General features: G+C 57.2%; 27 protein-coding genes. 11 read left to right on the top strand and 16 right to left on the bottom strand.

Going from position 1 to position 25,302, the window contains the following annotated elements; translation table 11 throughout:
- Positions 1 to 4 precede the first annotated feature (4 nt).
- Positions 5 to 973 (top strand): protein translocase subunit SecF, encoded by a 969-nt coding sequence (gene secF, locus B3797_RS18070; protein ID WP_120451262.1) that lies wholly within the window; start codon positions 5 to 7, stop codon positions 971 to 973.
- Positions 974 to 1,088: 115 nt separating this feature from the next.
- Here secF and B3797_RS18065 read toward each other — a convergent pair whose 3' ends face one another.
- Positions 1,089 to 1,652 (bottom strand): DUF3251 domain-containing protein, encoded by a 564-nt coding sequence (locus B3797_RS18065; RefSeq protein ID WP_311791800.1) that lies wholly within the window; start codon positions 1,650 to 1,652, stop codon positions 1,089 to 1,091.
- 17 nt (positions 1,653 to 1,669) lie between these two features.
- The gene (gene lysM, locus B3797_RS18060; protein WP_311782105.1) at positions 1,670 to 2,107 is read right to left on the bottom strand and encodes a peptidoglycan-binding protein LysM; all 438 of its coding nucleotides are present in this window, start codon (positions 2,105 to 2,107) and stop codon (positions 1,670 to 1,672) included.
- A 176-nt stretch (positions 2,108 to 2,283) separates the two neighbouring features.
- Between lysM and nrdR the strand changes: the two genes are divergently transcribed.
- From nrdR to pgpA, 6 genes are all read left to right on the top strand, one after another.
- Positions 2,284 to 2,733: a transcriptional regulator NrdR gene (gene nrdR, locus B3797_RS18055; RefSeq protein WP_120451265.1), complete on the top strand. Its 450-nt coding sequence runs from the start codon at positions 2,284 to 2,286 to the stop codon at positions 2,731 to 2,733.
- Positions 2,734 to 2,735: 2 nt separating this feature from the next.
- Positions 2,736 to 3,839, top strand: coding sequence for a bifunctional diaminohydroxyphosphoribosylaminopyrimidine deaminase/5-amino-6-(5-phosphoribosylamino)uracil reductase RibD (gene ribD / locus B3797_RS18050; protein ID WP_311791799.1), 1,104 nt, complete (start codon positions 2,736 to 2,738; stop codon positions 3,837 to 3,839).
- Positions 3,840 to 3,928: 89 nt separating this feature from the next.
- Complete coding sequence (ribE, locus tag B3797_RS18045; RefSeq protein ID WP_103795113.1) at positions 3,929 to 4,399, top strand: 6,7-dimethyl-8-ribityllumazine synthase; 471 nt, start codon at positions 3,929 to 3,931, stop codon at positions 4,397 to 4,399.
- A 19-nt stretch (positions 4,400 to 4,418) separates the two neighbouring features.
- The gene (nusB, locus tag B3797_RS18040; protein WP_120451267.1) at positions 4,419 to 4,838 is read left to right on the top strand and encodes a transcription antitermination factor NusB; all 420 of its coding nucleotides are present in this window, start codon (positions 4,419 to 4,421) and stop codon (positions 4,836 to 4,838) included.
- Between the two features lie 50 nt (positions 4,839 to 4,888).
- Positions 4,889 to 5,866, top strand: coding sequence for a thiamine-phosphate kinase (gene thiL / locus B3797_RS18035; protein ID WP_311791798.1), 978 nt, complete (start codon positions 4,889 to 4,891; stop codon positions 5,864 to 5,866).
- Positions 5,811 to 6,350, top strand: coding sequence for a phosphatidylglycerophosphatase A (pgpA, locus tag B3797_RS18030; RefSeq protein WP_311791797.1), 540 nt, complete (start codon positions 5,811 to 5,813; stop codon positions 6,348 to 6,350). Before thiL ends, pgpA begins: the two co-directional genes overlap by 56 nt.
- Before the next feature lie 159 nt (positions 6,351 to 6,509).
- Here pgpA and B3797_RS18025 read toward each other — a convergent pair whose 3' ends face one another.
- The 4 genes from B3797_RS18025 to xseB all read right to left on the bottom strand — a co-directional run bounded on the left by B3797_RS18025 (position 6,510) and on the right by xseB (position 10,573).
- Positions 6,510 to 7,484: an aldo/keto reductase gene (locus B3797_RS18025; RefSeq protein ID WP_311791796.1), complete on the bottom strand. Its 975-nt coding sequence runs from the start codon at positions 7,482 to 7,484 to the stop codon at positions 6,510 to 6,512.
- Between the two features lie 62 nt (positions 7,485 to 7,546).
- Positions 7,547 to 9,412, bottom strand: a complete 1,866-nt coding sequence (dxs, locus tag B3797_RS18020; RefSeq protein ID WP_311782101.1) for a 1-deoxy-D-xylulose-5-phosphate synthase — start codon at positions 9,410 to 9,412, stop codon at positions 7,547 to 7,549.
- Between the two features lie 19 nt (positions 9,413 to 9,431).
- Positions 9,432 to 10,331, bottom strand: coding sequence for a (2E,6E)-farnesyl diphosphate synthase (gene ispA, locus B3797_RS18015; protein ID WP_311791795.1), 900 nt, complete (start codon positions 10,329 to 10,331; stop codon positions 9,432 to 9,434).
- Positions 10,331 to 10,573 carry an exodeoxyribonuclease VII small subunit gene (xseB, locus tag B3797_RS18010; protein ID WP_311782099.1) on the bottom strand — a complete coding sequence of 81 codons (243 nt, stop codon included), beginning with the start codon at positions 10,571 to 10,573 and terminating at the stop codon, positions 10,331 to 10,333. Before xseB ends, ispA begins: the two co-directional genes overlap by 1 nt.
- Before the next feature lie 231 nt (positions 10,574 to 10,804).
- Here xseB and thiI point away from each other — a divergent pair, with 231 nt between their 5' ends.
- The gene (gene thiI / locus B3797_RS18005; RefSeq protein WP_311782098.1) at positions 10,805 to 12,253 is read left to right on the top strand and encodes a tRNA uracil 4-sulfurtransferase ThiI; all 1,449 of its coding nucleotides are present in this window, start codon (positions 10,805 to 10,807) and stop codon (positions 12,251 to 12,253) included.
- A 51-nt stretch (positions 12,254 to 12,304) separates the two neighbouring features.
- Here the strand turns inward: thiI and yajL are convergent, their stop codons facing one another.
- Both yajL and panE read right to left on the bottom strand, forming a co-directional pair.
- Entirely contained in the window at positions 12,305 to 12,901 is a 597-nt protein-coding gene (gene yajL, locus B3797_RS18000; RefSeq protein WP_126689259.1) for a protein deglycase YajL, read from the bottom strand.
- Positions 12,855 to 13,775 carry a 2-dehydropantoate 2-reductase gene (gene panE, locus B3797_RS17995; RefSeq protein WP_311791794.1) on the bottom strand — a complete coding sequence of 307 codons (921 nt, stop codon included), beginning with the start codon at positions 13,773 to 13,775 and terminating at the stop codon, positions 12,855 to 12,857. Before panE ends, yajL begins: the two co-directional genes overlap by 47 nt.
- Before the next feature lie 138 nt (positions 13,776 to 13,913).
- On the opposite strand from panE, the gene B3797_RS17990 reads away from it, so the two are divergent.
- A complete protein-coding gene (locus B3797_RS17990; RefSeq protein ID WP_120451277.1) occupies positions 13,914 to 14,405 on the top strand; it encodes a YajQ family cyclic di-GMP-binding protein in 492 nt (163 codons plus the stop codon).
- 160 nt (positions 14,406 to 14,565) lie between these two features.
- Complete coding sequence (gene adhP / locus B3797_RS17985; RefSeq protein ID WP_311791793.1) at positions 14,566 to 15,591, top strand: alcohol dehydrogenase AdhP; 1,026 nt, start codon at positions 14,566 to 14,568, stop codon at positions 15,589 to 15,591.
- A 66-nt stretch (positions 15,592 to 15,657) separates the two neighbouring features.
- On the opposite strand, the gene B3797_RS17980 is transcribed toward adhP, so the two are convergent.
- The 8 genes from B3797_RS17980 to B3797_RS17945 form a co-directional block, all read right to left on the bottom strand.
- Complete coding sequence (locus B3797_RS17980) at positions 15,658 to 17,022, bottom strand: MFS transporter (protein WP_311791792.1); 1,365 nt, start codon at positions 17,020 to 17,022, stop codon at positions 15,658 to 15,660.
- Positions 17,023 to 17,154: 132 nt separating this feature from the next.
- Positions 17,155 to 18,042 carry a heme o synthase gene (cyoE, locus tag B3797_RS17975; protein WP_311782094.1) on the bottom strand — a complete coding sequence of 296 codons (888 nt, stop codon included), beginning with the start codon at positions 18,040 to 18,042 and terminating at the stop codon, positions 17,155 to 17,157.
- Positions 18,043 to 18,055: 13 nt separating this feature from the next.
- Complete coding sequence (locus B3797_RS17970) at positions 18,056 to 18,385, bottom strand: cytochrome o ubiquinol oxidase subunit IV (protein WP_120451281.1); 330 nt, start codon at positions 18,383 to 18,385, stop codon at positions 18,056 to 18,058.
- Positions 18,385 to 19,002, bottom strand: coding sequence for a cytochrome o ubiquinol oxidase subunit III (locus B3797_RS17965; RefSeq protein ID WP_311782093.1), 618 nt, complete (start codon positions 19,000 to 19,002; stop codon positions 18,385 to 18,387). The genes B3797_RS17970 and B3797_RS17965 overlap by 1 nt, the downstream gene beginning before the upstream one ends.
- On the bottom strand, positions 19,002 to 20,984 hold the full coding sequence (cyoB, locus tag B3797_RS17960) for a cytochrome o ubiquinol oxidase subunit I (RefSeq protein ID WP_311791791.1): 1,983 nt from the start codon (positions 20,982 to 20,984) through the stop codon (positions 19,002 to 19,004). Before cyoB ends, B3797_RS17965 begins: the two co-directional genes overlap by 1 nt.
- Before the next feature lie 4 nt (positions 20,985 to 20,988).
- Complete coding sequence (gene cyoA / locus B3797_RS17955; protein ID WP_120451284.1) at positions 20,989 to 21,915, bottom strand: cytochrome o ubiquinol oxidase subunit II; 927 nt, start codon at positions 21,913 to 21,915, stop codon at positions 20,989 to 20,991.
- Between the two features lie 446 nt (positions 21,916 to 22,361).
- Positions 22,362 to 23,852 carry a muropeptide MFS transporter AmpG gene (gene ampG, locus B3797_RS17950; RefSeq protein WP_311791790.1) on the bottom strand — a complete coding sequence of 497 codons (1,491 nt, stop codon included), beginning with the start codon at positions 23,850 to 23,852 and terminating at the stop codon, positions 22,362 to 22,364.
- Between the two features lie 51 nt (positions 23,853 to 23,903).
- On the bottom strand, positions 23,904 to 24,482 hold the full coding sequence (locus tag B3797_RS17945; RefSeq protein WP_311782090.1) for a lipoprotein: 579 nt from the start codon (positions 24,480 to 24,482) through the stop codon (positions 23,904 to 23,906).
- A gap of 278 nt (positions 24,483 to 24,760) precedes the next feature.
- Between B3797_RS17945 and bolA the strand changes: the two genes are divergently transcribed.
- Positions 24,761 to 25,075, top strand: coding sequence for a transcriptional regulator BolA (bolA, locus tag B3797_RS17940; protein ID WP_120451287.1), 315 nt, complete (start codon positions 24,761 to 24,763; stop codon positions 25,073 to 25,075).
- Positions 25,076 to 25,302 lie beyond the last annotated feature (227 nt).

The following is a 25,302-nucleotide window of genomic DNA, read 5'->3' as shown; positions in this document are numbered from 1 at the left end:
CGTTGTGGCACAGGAATACAATATTGAACAGCTGAACCACGGGCGTAAAGTCGTCGACTTTATGCGCTGGGACACGCTGGCGTTTATTATCTCCGGCCTGCTGATCGTGGCGTCTGTCGCCATGGTCTCAGTGCGCGGTTTCAACTGGGGTCTCGATTTTACCGGCGGTACGGTGATCGAGATCGCGCTGGAGAAACCCGCAGAGCTGGATACGCTGCGTGACGGGCTGGAAAAAGCGGGTTATGCCGATCCTATCGTGCAGAACTTCGGCAGCAGCCGTGACGTGATGGTGCGCATGGCGCCCATGGACGGCCCGGCTGGGCAGGAGCTGGGCAACAAGATCATTACCATCATCAATCAGACCACCCAGCAGAACGCGACGGTGAAGCGCATTGAGTTCGTTGGCCCGAGCGTGGGCAGCGACCTGGCGCAGGCGGGCGCGATGGCGCTGCTGTCGGCGCTGATTGCAATTCTGATCTATATCGGCTTCCGTTTTGAGTGGCGTCTGGCGCTCGGCACCGTACTGGCGCTGGCGCATGACGTGATCATCACCTGCGGCATTCTGTCGCTGGCGCATATCGAGATCGATCTGACGATCGTCGCCTCGCTGATGTCGGTGATCGGCTACTCGCTCAACGATAAAATCGTGGTGTCCGACCGTATTCGTGAGAACTTCCGCAAGATCCGTCGCGGCTCTTCTTACGATATCACCAACGTGTCGCTGACCCAGACGCTGAGCCGTACCCTGATCACCTCGCTGACCACGCTGGCGATGATCCTGATCCTGTTCATCTTTGGCGGCGCGCTGCTGAAAGGCTTCTCGCTGACGATGCTGATCGGCGTCACCATCGGTACCATTTCGTCGATTTATGTCTCTTCCGCGCTGGCGCTGAAGCTGGGCATGAAGCGCGAACATATGCTGGTGCAGAAGGTAGAGAAAGAGGGCGCGGATCAGCCTTCAATCATGCCGTAACGCGCGAGCGTGATAAAAAACGGGCTGCCATCTGGCAGCCCGTTTTGTTTAGGGGAGGGAAGGGGGCTCGCTCGCGCAGGCGCGGCTTTGTTTTCCCCTCTTCGTCCGCTTCTCTTTACTGCGCGGCAGGAACGGCAGGGGCGTCGCCAACCACGTCATGCACGCGCACAAAGCCGAGCTGATCCGGCGCGAAGCCGCTCAGACGCAGCGGCACCGTTACCGAGGCGCGCGGCAGCAGCGTGGAGGGCACATCGATAGTCTGGCTCAGGCTGCTCGCCTCCAGCGGTTTACCCGTCGCTGGGTCTCGCTCGCCCCACACCACGCGCGCGTGCAGCGCCGGAACGGCCTGACTCTCTGCCGCGCTAATGGTGAGGTTGGCGCGTGAGCCGTTGGCTTCCGCGGCAAGGCGCGTCAGCGAGAGGCGCAGCTTGCCGAGCTGGGTTTGCAGCTCCACCGGCGTGTTAGCCTGCGGCACCAGCCAGGCACCCTGCGTCGAGTTGCTGTTAAGCTGCCCCTGGATTTCGATAGCGCTCGCCTGACTGGTCAGGTGGCGCATCTGCTGATTCAGCTGGCTCACTTCCTGATGCAGCTGATTCACTTTTGGGCTGGTAGGCGTCGAGCTACAGCCGCTTAACAGCGCTATCGTACACGCCAGCGGCGCCCAAACCGTCCTGATCATAAAGCGTTCCTTTTCCGTTATTTAGGAATACGTAATACCTGGCCTGGATAGATTTTATCAGGATGCGTCAGCATCGGTTTATTGGCTTCGAAAATTTTGTTGTATTCGTTGGCGTTGCCATAAACGGTCTTTGAGATCGCGCTCAGCGTGTCGCCTTTTTTCACGGTGTAGAGCTCCGCTTCCGGCGCGTTGTCGGTTGTTTTAACCTGGTCGTCGACTTTGGTGATGCCTGCAACGTTACCGGCCGCCACCAAAATTTTCTCTTTCAGCTCTTGAGAAATGCCGTCGCCGCTCACCGTTACGGTGTCGCCGTTTACCGCCACGTTCACTTTGTCGCTGTCCGGTAAGCCCAGCTTGTCGATGTGCTCCTTCAGCTTTTTGCTGGCGTCATCATGGCTGGACACTGCGTCCCACAGTTTTTCGCCTGCCTCTTTCACAAAGTTAAACAAACCCATATATCCTCCAGATTGTCGTGGTGTAAGCCGCCTTTCTGACGACATCATTAAGCATAGACATTTTCTCGCTACGTCTCCTGCCGAAAGGCAAAAGTGGAAAGGCACGCTTATACATTTTGTTGACTTGCCATTCGCGCTACACTGTGTGGCCCATTTATTTAGCGTCAGGAACCGTCATGCACTGCCCATTTTGCTCTGCTGTGGACACGAAAGTCATTGATTCCCGTCTGGTCAGCGAAGGATCGTCTGTGCGGCGTCGCCGGCAGTGTCTGGTGTGCCATGAGCGTTTCACCACCTTCGAAGTGGCGGAGCTGGTGATGCCGCGGGTAGTGAAAAGCAATGACGTGCGCGAACCCTTTAACGAAGACAAGCTCAGCAGCGGCATGATGAAGGCGCTGGAGAAGCGTCCGGTGAGCGCCGATGCGGTCGAAAGCGCGGTAAACCATATCAAAACCCAGCTGCGCGCCACCGGCGAGCGGGAAATTCCCAGCAAGCTGATCGGCAATCTGGTGATGGACGAGCTGAAAAAGCTGGATAAGGTCGCCTATATCCGTTTCGCCTCGGTCTACCGCAGCTTTGAAGATATTCGCGATTTCGGCGCGGAGATCGCGAAGTTACAGGATTAACCATGACTGATGAACGCTATATGGCGCGCGCGCTGGAGCTGGCGCGGCGCGGACGTTTCACGACGACGCCTAATCCCAACGTGGGCTGCGTTATCGTGCGCGACGGCGAGATAGTCGGCGAAGGATGGCATCAGCGCGCCGGTGAGCCGCACGCCGAAGTGCACGCGCTGCGTATGGCGGGCGACAGGGCGCGTGGCGCGACCGCTTACGTTACGCTCGAGCCTTGCAGCCATCACGGCCGCACGCCGCCCTGCTGCGACGCCTTGATCGCCGCCGGCGTCAGTCGCGTGGTCGCGGCGATGCAGGATCCCAATCCGCAGGTCGCCGGGCGCGGCCTCTATCGCCTGCAGCAGGCGGGCATCGCGGTGAGCCACGGCCTGATGATGGCGGAAGCGGAGGCGCTGAATCGCGGCTTCCTGAAGCGTATGCGTACCGGTTTTCCTTTTGTTCAGCTCAAGCTCGGCGCCTCGCTGGATGGCCGTACCGCCATGGCGAGCGGCGAAAGCCAGTGGATTACCTCGGCCGCCGCCCGTCGAGACGTGCAGCGTCTGCGCGCGCAAAGCTCCGCTATTCTCAGCAGCAGCGCCACCGTACTGGCGGACAATCCTTCGCTGACGGTGCGCTGGCCAGAGCTGGATGAAGAGTCGCGTTCGCTGCTGGACGAAGCTGCGCTGCGCCAGCCGCTGCGCGTGGTGGTGGACAGCCGCAACCGGGTCACGCCGCAGCATAAACTGATTACGCAGCCGGGCGAAACCTGGCTGATGCGCGCCGCGCCTGATGAGCAGCCCTGGCCGGAGAGCGTGACGCAGATTGCTGTGCCGCGGCGCGGCGAGCAGCTCGATCTGGTGGCGCTGATGATGCTGCTCGGCAAACGACAGGTGAACAGCCTGTGGGTCGAAGCGGGCGCGTCGCTGGCTGGCGCGCTGCTGCAGGCGGGCGTGGTGGATGAGCTGATTGTCTATCTGGCACCAACGCTGCTCGGCGACGCCGCGCGCGGCCTGTGCCAGCTGCCTGGCCTGCAGCATCTGGCTGATGCGCCAGCCTTTTCATTCTGCGACGTGCGCCAGGTCGGCCCCGATCTCCGCCTGACGCTGACGCCGCGCTGACGGCGGCGGAAAAGCGAGAGCACGCCGCCAAAGAGTGTGATAGAATCCGCCCCCCTGCGGGGCCATAACAAAACCCTGAAAGGATAAGTATGAAAGTTATCGAAGCTGCTGTTGCCACGCCTGAGGCCAATGTTGCCATCGTCATCGCGCGTTTTAACAACTTCATCAACGACAGCCTGCTGGACGGCGCGATCGATGCCCTGAAGCGTATCGGTCAGGTGAAAGATGAAAACATCACCGTCGTCTGGGTTCCAGGCGCGTACGAACTGCCGCTGGCAGCCCGCGCGCTGGCGAACAGCGGCAAGCACGACGCCATTGTGGCGCTGGGCACCGTTATTCGCGGCGGCACCGCTCACTTTGAATATGTCGCCGGCGAAGCCAGCTCCGGCATCGCTAATGTCGCGATGACCAGCGAAATCCCGGTAACGTTCGGCGTGCTGACCACGGAAAATATCGAGCAGGCTATTGAGCGTGCCGGTACCAAAGCGGGTAACAAAGGCGCCGAAGCGGCCCTGACCGCACTCGAAATGATTAACGTATTGAAAGCCATCAAAGCCTGATTTTTGTAAGGGGAATTTTGTGAAACCTGCTGCTCGTCGCCGCGCCCGCGAGTGCGCTGTCCAGGCGCTCTACTCCTGGCAGTTGTCTAAAAACGACATTGCCGATGTGGAATACCAGTTTCTGGCGGAACAAGACGTCAAAGACGTCGACATTACCTATTTCCGCGAACTGCTGTCCGGTGTGGCGACCAACAGCGCGTATCTGGATGGGCTGATGAAACCTTACCTGTCGCGCCAGCTGGAAGAGCTGGGCCAGGTAGAAAAAGCAATCCTGCGTATTTCGCTGTATGAACTGAGCAAGCGCGATGATGTGCCCTATAAAGTGGCCATCAACGAAGGTATCGAGCTGGCGAAAGTGTTTGGCGCTGAAGACAGCCATAAGTTCGTCAACGGCGTGCTGGATAAAGCCGCTCCACAAATCAGACCCAATCGCAAATAAAGAAAAGGCCAGCTTGCTGGCCTTTTTTCATCAGTAAGCGGAACGCAATCATGTCCTGTGGCGAATTCGAACTCATTGCACGCTATTTCAATCGCAGAACCCGCAGCCGCCGGGATGTCGAAACCGGCATCGGCGACGACTGCGCGCTGATGAGCGTGCCGGAGAAACAGACGCTGGCGATCAGCACCGATACGCTGGTGGCGGGCGTCCACTTTTTACGCGATATCCATCCTGCCGATCTCGGCTATAAAGCGCTGGCGGTTAATCTCAGCGATCTGGCGGCAATGGGCGCCGATCCGGCGTGGCTGACCCTGGCGCTGACGCTGCCGGAGGTCAACGAGGCCTGGCTGAAAGCCTTCAGCGAAAGCCTGTTCGAGCTGCTGGAGTATTACGATATGCAGCTGGTGGGCGGCGATACCACGCGCGGTCCGCTGAGCCTGACGCTTGGCATTCACGGCCTGGTGCCGCAGGGGCGCGCGCTGAAACGTTCAGGTGCGAAGCCGGGCGACTGGATTTACGTGACCGGCACGCTGGGCGACAGCGCGGCGGGTCTGGCGCTGCTGCAGCATCATCGCCGCATTGACGATCCGGCGGTGCATGAAGTGCTGATTAAGCGCCACCTGCGGCCGATGCCGCGCATCCTGCAGGGACAGGCGCTGCGCTCGCTCGCCTCGGCGGCAATCGATATTTCCGACGGGCTGATTTCCGACCTCGGCCATATTCTCAAGGCGAGCGGCTGCGGCGCGCGGCTTAATCTTGACGCGCTGCCGCTGTCATCTGCGCTGCGCGACCACTTCGAGCCTGAGCAGGTGCAGCGCTGGGCGCTGAGCGGCGGCGAGGATTATGAGCTTTGCTTTACCGTACCGGAGATAAACCGCGGCGCGCTCGACGTCGCGCTGGGCCATCTTGGCGTGCCCTTTACCTGTATCGGGCAGCTGATGCCGGAAGCAGAAGGGCTGACGCTGCTGGAGGATGGCAAACAGGTTACCTTCAGTCATAAGGGATTTGATCATTTTGACGCTAAATAAGGATGTGGCGAAAAGCCGCCTGCGCATGCGCAATCCCTGGCATCTGCTCGCTACCGGTTTTGGCAGCGGATTAAGCCCTTTTGTGCCAGGCACGATGGGATCGCTGGCGGCGATCCCTTTCTGGTGGCTGATGGCGCGGCTGCCGCAGGATCTCTACTCGCTGATCGTGCTGCTGGGGATCAGTCTTGGCGTATATCTTTGTCACCGCACTGCCAAAGATATGGGCGTGCACGATCACGGCAGCATTGTCTGGGATGAGTTTATCGGCATGTGGATTACGCTGATGGCGATTCCGGCGCATACCTGGCAGTGGGTGCTGGCCGGTTTTGTCATATTCCGCATTTTCGATATGTGGAAGCCCTGGCCGATCCGCTGGTTCGACCGCAACGTTCACGGCGGCATGGGGATTATGGTGGATGATATTATCGCCGGCGTGATCTCAGCGGCGCTGCTCTATGGGGCGGGGCGCTGGCTGGGATTCTGACAGGCTGATATAACGTGCCCATGCGGGTGGCATGGGCCGATCGCAAAGTCGCTCAAGGCATCCATGCTCGCTCGGCCCGCGCCATCCCTGGCGCGGGACGCTTTGCTCTTCTGCCCACGCCACCCGCTTCCGCCAGTGTCGTGCGGCCTGAAAAGAACCTTATTCGAATCCTACCACCGGGTGAGGCTGATAGACCGACTCCAGCTCGGCAATCTCTTCCGCGCTCAGCGTGACCTCAACTGCTTTCACAAGATCCGCTAACTGCTCGGTGCGTGACGCCCCGATAATCGGCGCGGTAACGGCGGGCTTATGCAACAGCCAGGCGAGCGCGACCTGCGCGCGGCTAACGCCTTTCTGCGCGGCAATCGCCTCTACGCGCTGTGCGATAACCGCATCGTTCTCTTCCGTGGCGCTGTAGAGGGTTTTGCCGAACTCATCTGATGCTGAACGCGCCGTGGTTTCGCCCCAGGGACGCGTCAGCCTGCCGCGCGCCAGCGGGCTCCAGGGCAACACGGCGATATTCTCCGCCAGACAAAGGGGATGCATCTCACGCTCCTCTTCACGCTGAATCAGGTTGTACTGATCCTGCATGCTGACGAACTGCGCCCAGCCATGCTGGCGCTGCGTGTATACCGCTTTAGCGAACTGCCAGGCGTACATGGAAGAGGCGCCGATATAACGCGCTTTACCCGCTTTTACCACGTCGCTCAGCGCTTCCAGCGTCTCTTCCAGCGGCGTCTCATAATCCCAGCGGTGAATTTGCAGCAGGTCGACATACTCCATATCCAGACGCTGCAGGCTGTCGTCGATCGACTGCATAATATTTTTACGCGACAGACCCTGCGACAGGTTGCTGAGCGGGAAGTAAACCTTGGTGGCAACCACAACATCCTCGCGCCGCGCAAACTCTTTCAGGGCGCGGCCGACAATCTCTTCACTGCTGCCGTCGGAATAGCTGTTCGCGGTATCGAAAAAGTTGATGCCCGCTTCCAGCGCCTGACGGATCAGCGGGCGGCTGCTCTCTTCCGGCAGCGTCCAGGCGTGACGACCGCGATCCGGTTCGCCAAACGTCATACAGCCGAGGCAGAGACGGGAAACCTGAAGGTCGGTGTTGCCTAACTGCGTGGTTTTCATGAAGACTCCTGCTATGCATTAAACAATCAGCTAAGCATAGCAGGAGAGGAGGGCAGGGGTTTTTACTGAACGAGCCAGTCGCGAATTTGCTGCTGAATGCCTTGCGCGTCCAGCTGGTAATCGCGACGCACTTCATCCTGAGTGCCCTGCGGGATAAATTCGTCCGGCAGACCCAGGTTGAGCACCGACACGCGCAGACGCTTCGCCATCACGGTTTCATTGACGCCGCTGCCCGCGCCGCCTTTGATCGCGCCTTCTTCCAGCGTGACCAGCGACTCATGGCTCTGCGCCAGTTCGGCGATCAGCGCCTCATCCAGCGGCTTAACGAAGCGCATATCCACCAGCGTGGCGTTGAGCGCGTCCGCCGCTTCCGCCGCCGCAGGCAGCAGCGTGCCGAAGTTGAGGATCGCCAGTTTCTCACCCTTGCGCTTCACCACGCCTTTGCCGAGCGGCAGGCTCTGCAGCGGCGTCAGCTCGACGCCGACCGCATTGCCGCGCGGATAGCGTACCGCGCTCGGGCCGTCCTGATAGTGATAGCCGGTATAGAGCATCTGACGACATTCGTTCTCGTCGCTCGGCGTCATAATCACCATCTCCGGCACGCAACGCAGGAACGCGAGGTCGAATGCGCCCTGGTGAGTCTGGCCGTCGGCGCCGACGATGCCGCCGCGATCGATAGCGAACAGCACCGGCAGCTTCTGGATCGCCACGTCGTGGATCACCTGGTCGTAGGCGCGCTGCAGGAAAGTCGAGTAGATCGCCACAATCGGCTTATAGCCGCCAATCGCCATACCAGCGGCGAAGGTGACCGCGTGCTGTTCAGCAATCGCCACGTCGAAATACTGGGAAGGATAGCGTCGTGAAAACTCCACCATGCCGGAGCCTTCACGCATCGCGGGCGTAACCGCCATCAGCTTCGGATCGTCCTGCGCCATTTCGCACAGCCAGTTGCCGAAAATTTTGGAATAGCTCGGCAGCCCTTCGGCGCTTTTAGGCAGCGCACCGCTGGCGGGATCGAACTTCGGCACTGCGTGCCAGGCGATCGGGTCTTCTTCTGCCGGCGCGTAGCCTTTGCCCTTTTTGGTCATAATATGCAGGAACTGCGGCCCTTTCAGGCTGCGCATGTTCTTCAGCGTGGTGACCAGCGTCAGGACGTCGTGACCGTCGACCGGGCCGATATAGTTAAAGCCCAGCTCTTCAAACAGCGTGCCTGGCACCACCATGCCTTTCAGGTGCTCTTCGGTGCGCTTCACCAGCTCTTTGATCGGCGGCAGTCCGCCCAGCACACGTTTGCCGCCTTCGCGCAGGCGCGAGTAAGTTTTGCCAGAGAGGATCTGCGCCAGACGGTTGTTCAGCGCGCCGACATTCTCGGAGATCGACATCTCGTTGTCGTTAAGGATCACCAGCATATCGGGCTTAATATCGCCCGCGTGGTTCATTGCCTCAAACGCCATACCGGCGGTGATAGCGCCGTCGCCGATGATACAGGCGGTGCGGCGGCCCAGGCCTTCGCGCTCCGCCGCCGCCGCCATGCCCAGCCCGGCGCTGATCGAAGTCGAAGAGTGGCCGACGCTCAGCACGTCATATTCGCTCTCGCCGCGCCACGGGAAAGGGTGCAGGCCGTTTTTCTGGCGAATGGTACCGATGCGATCGCGGCGGCCGGTCAGAATTTTATGCGGGTAGGCCTGATGTCCGACGTCCCACACCAGATGATCGAACGGGGTGTTATAGACGTAATGCAGCGCGACGGTCAGCTCGACGACGCCCAGACCCGAAGCGAAATGGCCGCTTGAGCGGCTCACGCTGTCCAGCAGGTATTGACGGAGTTCATCGCACAGCGCCGGAAGCGTCTCTTTCGGGAGAGAACGCAGCTCCTCAACGGTGCTTGCCTGCGCCAGTGTCGGGTATTTTGCAATATCAAAACTCATCAGAGACTCATTATGGAAGTTATTTGTCGCGTTCAATTATGAAGCTTGCCAGCGCCTGCAATGCTGTGGTGTCTAACGATTGCGCCGCAAGAATATCCAGCGCGCTCAGCGCTTGCTGGTGAAGCTCCCTGGCTTTCGCTCGGGCGTTATCAAGCCCCAGCAGCGACGGGTAGGTGCTTTTATCCAGATCCTGATCGGCACCCTGTTTTTTACCGGTAACCGCGCTGTCGCCTACCACATCAAGAATATCGTCCTGCACCTGAAACGCGAGACCAATAGCGTCAGCGTAGCGATCCAGCGCGGGCAGCGCGTTGCGTCCGCGTTCGCCTGCCGCAAGCGCGCCAAGACGTACGGCGGCACGGATCAGCGCGCCGGTTTTATGGCGATGGATCTGCTCCAGCTGCGCCAGCCCGACGCGCTGGCCTTCCGCCGCTAAATCGAGCGCCTGGCCGCCGCACATGCCCGCTACGCCGCTGGCGCGCGCCAGTTCGGCGATCATTGCGATGCGGTTTGCGTCGCTGACGCCCGGCATCGGCTCTTCGGCCAGAATAGAGAACGCCAGGGTTTGCAGCGCATCGCCTGCGAGTATCGCCGTATCTTCGCCATACTTAATATGGCAGGTCGGCTGACCGCGGCGTAACGCGTCGTCATCCATCGCTGGCAGGTCGTCATGGATCAGGGAGTAGGCGTGAATGCATTCCACGGCGGCGGCAGGCGCATCGAGGCTCGTCGGGTCCGCGTTAAACATTTCGCCGGTGGCGTAGACCAGAAAAGGACGCAGGCGTTTACCGCCCAATAATGCCCCATAACGCATGGCATTAACCAGAGGAGAACTCTGAAAGGGAAGCGGCTCTAACAAGCGCGACAGCGCAGCGTTTGCGCGTTCCGGATAAACGCTCAGCAGGTGAATAAAATCCATTACTCTTTTTCCGGTGTGAAGGGGCTGAGATCGGCCTCTTTATCGTCGCTGAGCAGAATGCGTACGCGCTGCTCGGCCTGTTGCAGCGTTTGCTGACCGTTGCGCGCCAGCTGTACGCCGCGCTCAAACTCATTCAGCGCCTCTTCAAGCGGCAGCTCGCCGCTCTCCAGCCGGCTGACGATCTGCTCCAGCTGCTGTAGGGAGGTTTCAAAACTAGCGGGCGGTTCGGCTTTTTTCGGCATATTCAGTGTCGACTCACGTGTAAGACTTTATCTCGTAATCGGTCATGGTAGCGGAGAGCGTTTGATTAGCAAAATAATCAATGTGACTGCGGTTGCAGAAGCAGTCATCTGACAAAGGTGATATACTCTCGCGCCTCGGATGCGGATGCGCCCTTTAGCCCGCAATTTTTGTGATTTTACCAGCTAAGTGCCGCGTGCTCGCACTTATTTGCCCAACGAATTCGTGTCGCCATGAAGTTTATCATCAAGTTATTTCCCGAAATCACCATCAAAAGTCAGTCGGTGCGATTGCGCTTTATTAAAATCCTCACCAGCAATATTCGCAACGTGCTGAAAACCGTCGGCGAGGATATCGCCGTGGTGCGTCACTGGGATCACATCGAAGTCCGTTCGAAAGACGAAGGGCTGCGCGGCGTGATTGTGGATGAGCTCACCCGCATTCCCGGCATTCACCATGTGCTGTCGGTTGAAGATCGTGCCTATACCGACGTGCACGATATTTTTGAGCAGACGCTGGCGCTTTATGGCGACAGCCTGCAAAACAAAACTTTCTGCGTGCGCGTTAAGCGCCGCGGTAAACATGAGTTTAGCTCGCAGGACGTAGAGCGCTACGTCGGCGGCGGTCTGAATCAGCATATCGCCAGCGCGAAGGTGCAGCTTAACAAGCCGGACGTTACCGTACATCTCGAAATCGAGAACGATCGCCTGCTGCTGATCACCGGACGCTATGAGGGGCTGGGCGGCTTCCCGATCGGCACGCAGGAAGATGTGCTGTCGCTGATCTCCGGCGGATTCGACTCCGGCGTCTCCAGCTATATGCTGCTGCGCCGCGGCTGTCGCGTACACTACTGCTTCTTTAATCTCGGCGGGGCAGCGCATGAGATCGGCGTACGTCAGGTTGCGCACTATATCTGGAACCGCTTCGGCCGCTCGCATCGCGTACGCTTTGTGGCGATTAACTTCGAGCCGGTAGTCGGCGAGATTCTGGAAAAAGTGGATGACGGCCAGATGGGCGTGGTGCTGAAGCGCATGATGGTGCGCGCCGCGTCAATGGTCGCAGAGCGCTATGGCGTTCAGGCGCTGGTGACCGGCGAAGCGCTGGGCCAGGTATCCAGCCAGACGCTGACCAACCTGCGCCTGATCGATAACGCCTCCGATACCCTGATCCTGCGTCCGCTGATCTCGCACGATAAAGAGCACATCATCAAGGTGGCGCGCGACATCGGCACCGAAGATTTTGCCCGCACCATGCCGGAATATTGCGGCGTGATTTCTAAAAGCCCGACGGTAAAAGCGGTGAAAGCGAAGATTGAAGCGGAAGAGCAGCATTTCGACTTCAGCATCCTGCAGCGCGTGGTGGAAGAGGCGAGCAACGTCGATATTCGCGATATCGCTGAGCAGGCCGAAGAGGAAGTGGTAGAAGTCGAAACCGTGGATTCGTTCGGCAGCGACGATGTGGTGCTTGATATCCGCGCCATCGACGAGCAGGAAGACAAACCGCTGGCGCTACAGGGCACCGAGGTGAAATCGCTGCCGTTCTACAAGCTCAGCAGCCAGTTCGCCGATCTCGACCAGAGCAAAACCTGGCTGCTTTACTGCGATCGCGGCGTGATGAGCAAGCTGCAGGCGCTCTATCTGCATGAGCAGGGCTTTAAAAACGTGAAGGTTTATCGTCCGTAAAAGACGCTGTCCGTCGGCGACCTGTTTTAGCCGTCGACGGACGGAAGATCGTTATTCGCTGTAATCGTAGATACCCGCCGCCAGCACCAGCTGGGACGCAACTTCCGCCGCTTTCTCTTTTCCTGCCAGCAGATCGATCAGCTTTAACGCGAAATCCATCGCCGTACCCGGCCCCTGGCTGGTCAGCAGATTAACGCGTGGATCCCACACCACGCGTTTCTCCATCCATTTCTCCGCTGGAATCGTCTCTTTTAAACCCGGGAATCCGGTCATATTGCCGACCGGGAAGAGATCGTGCGGCACCAACACGGTGCCGGCCGCCGCGCAGATCGCCGCAACGATGCGGCCGGAAAGATGGAACTGGCGCACCGTTTCCACCAGCAGCGGGCTGTCGCGGAAGGTCTCCGCGCCTTTCAGACCGCCCGGCAGTACAATCGCCGCGTAGTCGTCGTCGGCAACCTCCACCAGCGGCGCATCGGCCAGCAGGCGTACGCCGCGCGAGCAGACGATTTCACGCGCGCCGTCGCTCTCTACGCTGGCGGTAACGACCTTCAGACCGCCGCGCACCAGCAAATCGATGGTGGTAACCGCCTCGGTCTCTTCACTGCCATGTGCGAGGCATACCAGAACTGGCGTGTTCGCGGTCATAATGGGACTCCTTGCGTTTTACAAGCTCATATAAGCGGGTGTTTTCCGGTACGGCGATGCCCTGCGCGCGCGCGCGGCGCAGCAGGAACCCGGTAATGTAATCTATTTCAGTCAGACGCTGCGCCCGCACATCCTGCAGCATCGAGGAGGTGTTAGCCGCTGTGGTTTCAATCACGTTGTAAACGAGGTCTCGCAGGCTGTCGGCGGTGATATGCTGGCCTTCGCGCTCCATGACCCAGCTCAGCTCCTGACAGAGCATATCGATCTGCTCCGGCCAGGCGCGCAGCGCGCCGTTCTGGCAGTCGTGCTCAACGGTGAGCGGATTGATAACGCAGTTTACCGCCAGCTTGCGCCAGCAGGCGGCGCCGATATTGTCATGCCAGGCGACGTCCGGCAGCGCCGCGTGCAGAATATCGGCGAGGTCGCTGTAGGCCGCACTTTTGCGGTTAGCCGGGCCGATGTGGGTAATGCCGCTGGCGACGTGTTTTATCACGGTGCCGTCGCGCATCGCCGCATGCGTAGTGATGCCGCGCAGCAGCGGCTGGCTGAGGCCTTTCAGCTCCTCCAGCGTACCCATACCGTTGTGCAGCAGCAGGATGGGACAATCTTCTGACAGCACGCTCTGCAGGTTACGCACCGCGGGCGAAACCTGCGGCGCCTTTAGCGTCACCAGCAGCAGCTGGCTGTCAGCCAGAAACAGCGGATCGTTGGCGATAAAGGTGTTATTGCTCACCCTGCCCTGGTAATCAATCACGTTGACGGAGCAGTAGGGCTGCGGTACGCGCAGCCATCCCTGAACGTCATGGCCCTGGCGTGCAAGGGCCGTAAGCCAGACCTGGCCAATAGCCCCGCAACCCAACACGGTAATTTTCATACTGCCTCCCGTATCCGGGTTTGTCGTTTATTCTTTAATACACAGCGATAATAAGTATAGCGTTGTGCGCAGCCTGATTTTGTTTAGTGCGGTAAGACGCGTATTATGCATGTCACTTTAGCGTCAGGAGAAGAAGAGATGCCATCTTTCGATATCGTTTCAGAAATCGACATGCAGGAAGTTCGCAACGCGGTCGAAAACGCCAACCGTGAATTAACAACCCGCTTCGATTTTCGCAACGTGAGCGCCAGTTTCGAGCTCAACGAAAAGAATGAAACCATCAAAGTGACCAGCGAGTCCGATTTTCAGGTGAAACAGCTGGTGGATATGTTGCGTGAGAAACTGCTCAAGCGCGGCATCGAGGGCGCCGCGCTCGATATTCCTGAGGAGATCGAGCACAGCGGCAAAAACTGGAGCGTCGATGCCAAAATGAAAAAAGGCATTGAGACCGAAGTCGCAAAAAAAATCGTCAAGCTGATTAAAGACAGCAAGCTGAAGGTGCAGACGCAGATTCAGGGCGATTCACTGCGCGTAACTGGCAAGTCGCGTGACGATCTGCAGGGCGCGATGGCGCTGGTGCGCGGCGGCAACCTCGGTCAACCTTTCCAGTTTAAAAACTTCCGCGATTAATCCTCTCATAGCGTGCGGACACGGCTACATTGCTGTCCGCACGTTACGCTTTTCAATATTGTCACACGGCCTGTTTCCATTTTACCCTGCTTTATATCAACGCTGTGCATAACAAAGTCGTGCACATTGGTTTATGAGCCTGACTAACTGGAGATAAATCATGAAAACGATGAAAGCTGCGGTAGTGAAAGCCTTTGGCGAGCCGTTAATTATTGAGCAGGTGCCGGTGCCGGAAGTAGGGCCGGGCCAGGTTCTGGTCAAAATCGCCGCGACCGGCGTATGCCATACCGATCTGCATGCGGCGGAAGGCGACTGGCCGGTGAAACCTGTGCTGCCCTTTATTCCAGGCCATGAAGGCGTCGGGGAAGTAGTGGCGAAAGGGCCGGATGTTACGCATCTCAAGCTGGGCGACCGCGTCGGGATACCCTGGCTCTATTCGGCGTGCGGCCATTGCGAACACTGCCTCGACAGCTGGGAAACGCTTTGTCTGAGCCAGAAAAATGCAGGCTACTCGGTTAACGGCAGCTTTGCTGAATATTGCCTCGCCGATGCGAATTACGTCGGCATATTGCCGGATAATGTCGGATATGCAGAAATCGCCCCTATCCTTTGCGCAGGCGTTACCGTCTACAAAGGGCTAAAAATGACCGATACCCGGCCTGGCCAGTGGGTGGTGATTTCCGGTATTGGCGGGCTGGGGCATATGGCGGTGCAGTATGCCGTGGCGATGGGATTAAATGTCGCGGCGGTAGATATTGATGATGAAAAACTGGCGTTTGCGCAGCGTCTTGGCGCCAGCGTGGTGGTAAACGCCCGTAACGAGGATCCGGCTCAGGTTTTCCGTAACGCGTTCGGCGGCGCCCACGGCGTGCTGGTAACCGCGGTATCGCCTAAGGCGTTCGAGCAGGCTATCGGGACGCTGCGGCGCGGCGGTACAATGGTGCTCAACGGCTTGCCGCCGGGTAAATTCGATCTCTCTATTTTCGATATGGTGCTGGACGGCATTACCGTACGCGGCTCCATTGTCGGCACGCGGAAAGATCTACAGGAGGCGCTCGATTTCGCTGGAAGGCATAAAGTCAAAGCCACTATCGCAGTCGAGCCGCTGAGCAATATCAACGATATTTTCGCACGTATGCGTGCCGGAAAAATCGAGGGGCGTATTGTCGTCGATATGTCGCTCTGAACCAGACGTAAAAAGCAAAGAACCGGCGCCAGGCCGGTTCTTTAGTATAGGCGTTTTTCAAGGCGCTCAGCTGCTTGCCAGCAGCGCTTCCAGTTCGGGACGGCTGGTCACCTTACTGTCAATTTTGATATAGGCGCTTTTCTCTTCCGGCACGATCAGTACGGCCGACACGCCCGGTTGCGCTTTCAGACGCTGTTCAAGATTCGGCACCGCCAGTGCGCTATCGCTCAGGACAATACGCAGGCTGCTGACATAGGGCGGCTCCTGCATGGTCATGGCGACGAACAGCCAGATCGCTGCGACAATCGCGCCGACCAGGAATACGGTCTGCGCATCGAAATGCCCAAATACCCAGCCGCCGAGGCTGCCGCCGATCGCCACGCCGATAAACTGGCTGGTGGAATAGAGCCCCATCGCGGTGCCTTTGTAGCCGGCCGGTGACTCTTTGCTGACCAGCGAAGGCAGAATCGCTTCCATCAGGTTAAAGGCAAAGAAGAAAAGCTGCACGCCGATCACCAGCGTCCAGAAGTGACCTTCAGCGCCCCACAGCACGATCTCCGCGATAACAATCAATCCTACGCAGCCGACAAATACGCGCTTCATGCGGCGCTTCACTTCCGCATAGATAATAAAGGGCACCACGCCGACAAAGGCGATCAGCATCGTCACCAGGTAAATTTTCCAGTGCTCGGCGGCAGGCAGACCAGCCTGCTCGAACTGACCGGGCAGGGCGACGAAGCTGGACATCAGCAAGATATGCAGGCAGAGAATGCCGACGTTGAGCTTGATGAGACGCGAATTGCCGAGCACCTTGCGGAAGCTGCCTTTCACCATGCCCGATTCGCGGTTCAGCACATGCCCCGGCGCGTTGGGCACCACCAGCAGGGTGATCACGATGCCCAGCGAGGCGAGGATAGCGATCATCCAGAACAGCGCGTGCAGCCCAAGCGCGTGGGTGACAATCGGGCCGATCACCATCGCAATGGCGAAGGTGACGCCAAAGCTAATGCCGATAAAGGCCATCGCCTTGGTGCGGTTCTGTTCACGGGTCAAATCAGACAGCAGCGCCATGACGGCCGCGGCAATCGCGCCGGAACCCTGTAAGGCGCGGCCGAGAATAATGCCCCAGATAGAGGTGGTGGTCGCCGCGATAAGGCTGCCCAACACAAACAGCAGCAGACCGCCGACGATCAGCGGCTTACGGCCGATGCGGTCAGACATCAGGCCGAAAGGAATCTGAAAGATCGCCTGCGCCAGACCGTAGATACCGATCGCCAGGCCGATAAGCGTTTCACTTGCACCCTGAAGGGCCATGCCGTAGGTAGTTAATACCGGCAGGACCATAAACATGCCCAGCATTCGCAGGGAAAAAACTGTGCCCAAACCCCATGTGGCGCGAAGCTCCACCGGCGTCATTTTATTATCGTTCATTCCAACCTCTGTAAGTTTGCCGTATCTATTTTAGGGAGCAGGGCAGGGCGGGTAAAATGATAGTGTTTAAGAAGTGGTAACAAAAAGAAAGGGCGCGAAATCGCGCCCTTAGCATGCTATAGCAGTGTGGGTTTACCACACATAGGTCAGCAGATCTTTTGACGCCGGCCCCATAAAGTCCACCGACATCATCACGCTCAACGCGGTGATAGCCACGATAGAGAAGACGAACAGCTTACGTGCCCAGACGCGATCGTTTGAGGTCTTGTAACCTGATAACGCCATTCCCAGCCACCACACGCTAACGGCCGCCGCGACCACCAGATATTTATAACCCGCGTAACCGCCCAGCGACAGCATCAGCGTGGCAATCATAAACGCCAGAATGTAGAGCGTAATATGATTCTTCGCGACGGAGATGCCTTTCACCACCGGCAGAACCGGAATGTTCGCCGCCTGGTAATCTTTAAAGCGGAAGATGGCAATCGCATAGGAGTGCGGCATCTGCCACAGGCTAAAGATCGCCAGCAGGATCAGCGCGCCCGCATCAAACTCGTTGGTGACGGCGCAGTAGCCGATCACCGGCGGCGCCGCGCCAGACAGGCTGCCAATCAGCGTCCCGTATACCGAGTGACGCTTCATGTAGAGGCTGTAAATACCGACGTAAACCACGAAGCCCATGACCGCCAGCCACATGGCCAGCGGATTGGCACCAAAGTAGAGCAACGCAAAGCCAGCAATACCTAGCGCGGTAGCATAAATCAGGCTTACTTTCGCGGAGATGAGGCCTTTTACCAGCACTCGATTCCTGGTTCTCTCCATCTTCACGTCAATATCACGGTCGATCACGTTGTTAAAAACACAACCTGATGCCACAACCAGCGATACGCCGACCAGAGAGGTGAGAAACAGGGCGTAATCAATGCTGCCTTTCGAAGCCAGCAGAAATCCGCCAATCACAGAAATTAAATTCCCGAAAATAATTCCTGGTTTTGTTACTTGCAGGTATTGCTTAATCATTACGAGCGACTCTTTAGCGAACCATCATGTTGTAGTTGAGGTTCCACATAATCCACAGCGAGCCAACCACGACGATCAGGATAATGACCGCCGAGAAGACGATGGCCACCATGTTCCAGCCGCCTTCGGACTTGCTGTCGAGATGCAGGAAGTAAACCAGGTGAACCAGCACCTGCACCACTGCACAGACAAGCACTACGCCCAGAATGGTAGCGTGCGACGCACTTCCATCCATTACCATCCAGAACGGGATTGCCGTCAGGATGATAGAGAGGATAAAGCCGATCATGTAGGACTTAACGCTACCGTGCGATGCACCATGTTCAGTTACAGAATGACTCATTACATGGCTCCCATCAGATAAACAACGGTAAACACGCAGATCCACACTACGTCCAGGAAGTGCCAGAACAGACTCAGGCACATGATACGGGTACGGTTAGTTGCCGACAGACCGTTCTTCGCGATCTGGAACATCAGTACCGCCATCCAGATCAGGCCAGAGGTCACGTGCAGACCGTGGGTACCGACCAGCGTAAAGAAGCCAGACAGGAAACCGCTGCGGTTCGGACCAAAGCCCTCTTCGATCAGGTGATGGAACTCATAAAGCTCCATGCCGATAAAGCCAGCACCGAACAGGAAGGTTAACGCCAGCCAGCCGATAACGGCGCCTTTGTTTTCCTTGTTCATGGCGATAACCGCCATGCCGTAGGTAATGGAGCTCAACAGCAGAAGCGCTGTTTCAACCAGAACGAACGGCAGTTCGAAGATGTCTTTACCTGCCGGGCCGCCAGCAGTGCTGTTGACCATTACTGCATAGGTCGCAAACAGCGTTGCGAAGATAATGCAGTCGCTCATCAGGTAGATCCAGAAGCCAAAGACTTTATTGGCTCCCGCATCGTGATGCCCATGCTCCGCATGGGCGTCGTGGTGGTGTTTTGTCAGAGTTTCAGTTGACATTATTTGAGACTCGCTTTGCTGATATCGTCAAAGTGCTGCTTTTCGATCTTCTCAATCTCGGCAACCGGAACGTAGTAGTCCACGTCTTGATCGAAGCTCTTCACAATCCAGGTCACAATCATGCCCAGGAAGGTGAGGCCAGCCAGCCACCAGATATGCCAGATCATGGCAAAGCCGAACACCGTAGCGAATGCAGCGATAACGATAGCCGCGCCGCTGTTTTTCGGCATATGAATCTCTTCATAGTGAGCCGGTTGCTTGTGCGCTTCGCCTTTCTCTTTCATTTCCCAGAACGCATCGCGCTCGTGGATATGCGGGATAGTGGCAAAGTTGTAGAACGGCGGTGGTGAAGAGGTTGCCCACTCCAGGGTACGTCCGCCCCACGGGTCACCGGTCAGATCGCGGTTCTGGTGACGGTCGCGGACCGAAACGTAGAACATGATCAGCTGGCAAAGAATACCACAGGCAATCAGCGCCACACCGACAGCCGCAACCACCAGCAGAGAGTGGAACTGTGGATCGATATCCTGGCTCAGACGACGGGTCATACCCATGAAGCCCAGAATATACAGCGGCATAAAGGCGACGAAGAAGCCGATAATCCAGAACCAGAAAGCGCGTTTGCCCCAGGTTTCGTTCAGGGTGAAGCCGAAGGCTTTCGGGAACCAGTAGGTCACGCCAGCCATACAACCGAATACCACGCCGCCGATGATGACGTTATGGAAGTGCGCAATCAGGAACAGACTGTTGTGCAGCACGAAGTCCGCACCCGGCACCGCCAGCAGAACACCGGTCATACCACCTACAGAGAAGGTGACCAGGAAGCCAACGGTCCACAGCATGGCAGAGTGCATCACGATGCGGCCCTGGTACATGGTGAACAGCCAGTTAAAGATTTTCACGCCGGTCGGAATCGCGATGATCATCGTCATGATGCCGAAGAAGGCGTTAACGTTCGCGCCCGCACCCATGGTGAAGAAGTGGTGCAGCCAAACGATAAACGACAGTACGGTAATGGCGATGGTCGCCCACACCAGTGAGGTGTAGCCAAACAGACGCTTTTTCGAGAAGGTCGCAGTGACTTCAGAGAAGACGCCAAACACCGGCAGAACCAGGATGTACACCTCCGGGTGACCCCAGACCCAGATCAGGTTGACGTACATCATCATGTTACCGCCCATATCATTGGTAAAGAAATGGAAGCCAAGGTAACGATCGAGCGTCAACAGCGCCAGGGTCACGGTCAGAACCGGGAACGCAGCGATGATCAGGACGTTGGTGCACAGGGAAGCCCAGGTAAACACCGGCATTTTGAACAGGTCCATGCCCGGCGCACGCATCTTCAGAATGGTAACGAAGAAGTTGATACCGGTCAGCGTGGTCCCGATACCGGAAAGCTGGAGACTCCAGATCCAGTAATCGACCCCGACGCCAGGACTGTACTCCGCGCCTGACAGCGGCGGATAGGCCAGCCAGCCAGTCTGTGCAAACTCGCCCACACCCAGCGACAGGTTAACCAGGATCACACCGATCGCGGTAAACCAGAAGCTCAGGTTGTTCAGGAACGGGAATGCAACGTCGCGCGCGCCGATTTGCAGCGGAACCGCGATGTTCATCAGACCAACAACGAAAGGCATCGCCACGAAGAAGATCATAATCACGCCGTGCGCGGTAAAGATCTGGTCGTAGTGGTGCGGCGGGAGTATGCCAGCTTCCCCAGCGGAAGCCATCACCTGTTGGGTACGCATCATAATCGCATCGGCAAAGCCGCGCAGCAGCATGACGAACGCCATGATGATGTACATGATACCCAGTTTTTTGTGGTCGACGGAGGTGAGCCATTCTGACCACAGGTACTGCCATTTACCAAAGTAGGTTAGGGCAGCGATGACTGCCAGACCACCAATGATGATCCCGGCAACCGTGACCATGATAATTGGCTCATGGTACGGCACTGCATCCAGTGTTAATTTTCCGAACATCGTATTATTCCTCGGCTCCCGCGGAAGCGGTGTGACTCATGTCCATGCCTTCGTGCTGCGGCATGTCCATCTTCCCGTGGCTCGTCATGAACTTAGCAATGACTTGCTTGAACAGTTCAGGATTCGCTGAAGAGAAATATTCCACCGGATGATTTTCGCTTGGCACAGCCACTTTCTCGAAATCTTCCATCGTGGTCAGCGTGTTAGGCGCCGCTTTAACTTTGGCGACCCACTGCTGGAATTCCGCATCGTCCTTGGTTGCAATGGCTTTGAACTTCATACCAGAGAAACCTCGACCACTGAAGTTCGAGGAAATACCGTCAAACGTTCCTGGCTCATTGGCGATCAGGTGCAGCTGAGTCTGCATGCCCGCCATGGCGTAGATCTGGCTGCCGAGCGTCGGAATGAAGAAAGAGTTCATGACGGAGTTGGAGGTAATTTTGAAGCTCACCGGCGTATTAGCCGGGAAAGCGATCTGGTTAACGGTAGCAATACCCTGTTGCGGGTAGATAAACAACCATTTCCAGTCCAGCGCCACAACCTGGATCTCAACCGGTTTAACGTCGGAGGCCAGCGGTTTGCTCGGCTCCAGCGCGTGAGTTGATTTCCATGTCAGCACGCCGAGGAAGAGAATGATCAGGATCGGAATGGTCCAGACCACGGCTTCCACTTTATTAGAGTGTGACCAGTTAGGGCTGTACTTCGCTTCAGTGTTGGATGCACGATATTTCCATGCAAACACCACCGCCATCAAGATTGCGGGAATAACGACGATCAACATCAAGCCGAAGGCTGTCAGAATCAACGAACGTTGCTCAAGTGCAATCTGTCCCTTGGGATTTAACAACGCATTATCGCAGCCACTCATTAACAAAGTGCCTGCAATTAATGACAAAATCCCCAAACTTTTATTGTATTTCCTGAGTCTCATTTAACGACCTCAATGACAAAGGGCTTATTGTCGTTTAAGTGTGCGCGCATTTTACGGGAAGGTTTATGCAGTGTAAACCAGCATAAGGATATGTCAGCAGCGTGTTGACACCTTTTGCTAAGGGTGTCACAGATGTTGCCTGGGGTGACAAATTATTAACTGCGACAAGCAGTTGGCACTAATTATAACAAAAACCGATGAAAGTATCCCTAAAGAAATCAGGGAAAGAATAAACCTTACTTTTGGTGCTCAATTCGTTAACAAATCTGCATCATTTGTGTGATGAAATTTATACAACATAATTACGCACCGGTTTTTAATATATTTGTTAAACGAAGAATTTTAATCTTAATATTTTCTGGAAAATAACTCGCGTTGGCAAAGTTTAACTTTCGTTATCCGCGAAGGTCGGCCGTTTCAGTTTCATGCTGAAATAATACCCGTTATTAATCAACGGGCGCGATCGCCGCAGCGCTTTTCCGCTGCGCCATATAATCAAGCGTCACGCCACCGCACACCGCCAGTACCAGCAGCGCCATGCCGAGTTCGAACAGGCCACCGGGCAGGTTTTCCAGCCGCCAGAAACCCAGTGCCTGAAACGCCAGCGCCGCCAGCCAGAGCGCAATAACAGCGCATCCGGCGCAGAACAAGCGCGTCGTCCAGCGGTAGCCAGCAGCAAAACGCGTGCGCGGTAAAAATTGCTCGCTACGCTGCGCGACATTCAGCGTGTCGCGACAGAGCAGCAGCAGCAGCAGACCCGGCAGCGCTGCCACGACGGTAAAGGTGTAAAAAGTGGGCCATCCCCAGAGTTCGACCAGCCAGCCAGCCGCAGGGCCAACATAAACGCGGCCTACCGCAGAGAGCGCCGAAAGCAGGGCGAACTGCGTCGCGGAGAACGACTTATTACATAAGGTCATCAGCAGGGCGACAAATGCCGCCGTCCCCATACCGCCGCACAGATTCTCTACAAAGACCGCGCTGGCCATACTCCATAAATGGTGGGGCGTCACCGCCAGCAGCCAGTACGCGAAGTTAGAAACCGCCTGCAAGATGCCGAAAATCATCAGGGCGCGGAACAGGCTCAGGCGCTGCATCAGCGCGCCGCCGTAGAGCGCGCCGATAATGGTTGCCAGCAGGCCGAGCGTTTTGTTTACCAGCCCCACGTCGCCAGCGTTGAACCCGACGCCTCGAATCAAAAAGGTGGTGGTCAGCGAGGCGGCAAAGGCGTCGCCGAGCTTATAAAGAACGATTAAGGTGATCAGCAGCCAGGCGTTGTTGCGCTGGAAAAAATCCCGCAGCGGCAGCGATACCGCCTCACGCAGCGAGTGCGGCGTCGTGGCGCGCGTATCGGGCTCTTTCGCCATCAGCGTGGCGATTAGCGCGGGAATCATCAGCAATGCCATTAGCCAGTAAGTTGCCTGCCAGCCGAGATAGCGATCCGCCAGCCAGAGCGCAAGCCCGCCGGAGACCAGCATCGCCAGCCGGTAGCCCAACACGGTAATAGCAGCGCCGCTGCCGCGCTCTTCCGGCGGCAGCACGTCCGTTTTCCAGGCGTCGAAAACAATATCCTGCGAGGCGGAGCAGAAGGCGACCAGTACCGCCAGCGCGGCGAGCAGCGTCAGGTCGCGGCCGGGCTGCATAAAGCCCATGGCGACGATACCGGCGATCAGCGCCAGCTGCGTCACGATCAGCCAGCCGCGGCGGCGTCCGAGAAACGGCGGCGTAAAGCGATCCATTACCGGCGACCAGAGAAATTTAAATACGTATGCCTGGCCGACCAGCGAAAAAAAACCGATGGTCTTTAAATCGACATTTTCCACCGTCATCCACGCCTGCAGCGTGCCGGCGGTCAGCGCCAGCGGCAGGCCGGAAGCAAAGCCAAGCAGGAGTAAAACAGCGGCGTTTCGTTGGGTGAAGATGCGGAGGTAGTGATTCATTATGACCCTGAAGCGATGCCCGGCAGCGCGCCGGGCATAGAGTACGGCGGATTAGTGCGCGTTTTGCTTGATAAAGTTGTTGATGCTGGTGTCCTGTGCCATATCGGAGATGACATCGCCCAGCGTCGAGTTCACCGCCTTGGTGATCTTGTCGTTAGTCGCGCTGAACGCGCCTTCTACGCTATAGGTCTGGCGATAGTTTTTCACCTGTTTATTGCCGTTCTTCGCGGTAGCGATAATCGAGATGTCCGCTTTGGTGGTGATGCTGTAGCGTACATTGCCCTGGGTAACGTCTGCATAAAGGTTATTCACCACGATTTGCAGATCGACAGCGCCATCCGGGCCGATCATATAGCCACGCGCGGTCATCTGTTTCTCCAGCACTTCCTGTAGCAGGAAGCGTAAATCACGCGATGGGGTGAGGGTTACCAGCTGGCCGTCGCGATTCACTTTCGCCAGCGCCTGATCGCTGCGCTGGTCGGCGCCGGTGATGCTGACAGTCACGCCCATCAGACTTGGATCCTGCTGTGGCAGCTCGATTTTAGGCTGAATGGTCAGCGTATTGCTGTTGCTGGCACAGCCGGCCAAAATGAACGCGGCCAGCAGGGGAAATAACAGTTTTTTCAACATACTTATTCTCATTAATGTTGTGGGTTGGTTTGCAAAAACTGCGGCCATCATAGCATTGCGCGGCAGTGAAAAAAGCCCTCGAAAGAGGGAAATTAAGGGCAAGCGCCTTTTTTATACGCTCAGGAAAACGCACCGTTGACCGCCGCTCTCGCTGCGTTATCATGTCGGTCGGCTTAGAGGACGGCAGAAATATTTTCACACATCTGTGCGGATGCGTCTGAAAACCTACTAATATTTAACCAGATGGGGCACAGCGCTCGCCATTGAGGAAAGAGACAATGATCCGCGAACAAATCGAAGAGAAGCTGCGCCTGGCTTTCCAGCCGGCACATCTGGAAGTACATGACGAAAGCTATCGTCATAATGTGCCGGCGGGTTCGGAAAGCCATTTTAAGGTCGTTATCGTCAGCGATCTTTTTGCTGGCCAGCGCTTTCTCGCGCGCCACCGGGCTATCTATGGCGAGCTTGCCGCCGAGCTGGCAGGCAGCGTGCACGCGCTGGCGCTGCACACTTACACCTTAAAGGAATGGGAAGGGCTGCAGGATACTGTGCTCGCCTCGCCAAACTGCCGCGGCGCCGGCACGCTCGCCTGAAATCTTCTCTGTTTGAAAAAACGGCCTGCGGGCCGTTTTTTTTCATTATTAAGCGATAAACGCGATCTCCGGCGCAAAAAAGCAGCAAAGCCGCTAAAAAGTGGTGAGTTTACAGCCTCGACTCACCAGGGCGATGCCGCTATAATGCTGCGTCTATTTTTCCGGAATGTCTTCGGGACGCTTCTGGTGACAGGGATCAGGTTCTCTTAATGGAAGCCGTCCCGGTT

Origin of the sequence: Pantoea sp. UBA5923 (assembly GCF_002431095.1) — a bacterium.
GTDB classification, from domain to species: Bacteria; Pseudomonadota; Gammaproteobacteria; order Enterobacterales; family Enterobacteriaceae; genus Pantoea; species Pantoea piersonii.
Note: the sequence above shows the minus strand (reverse complement) of the source record. Positions and strands in the feature narration are given on the sequence as shown.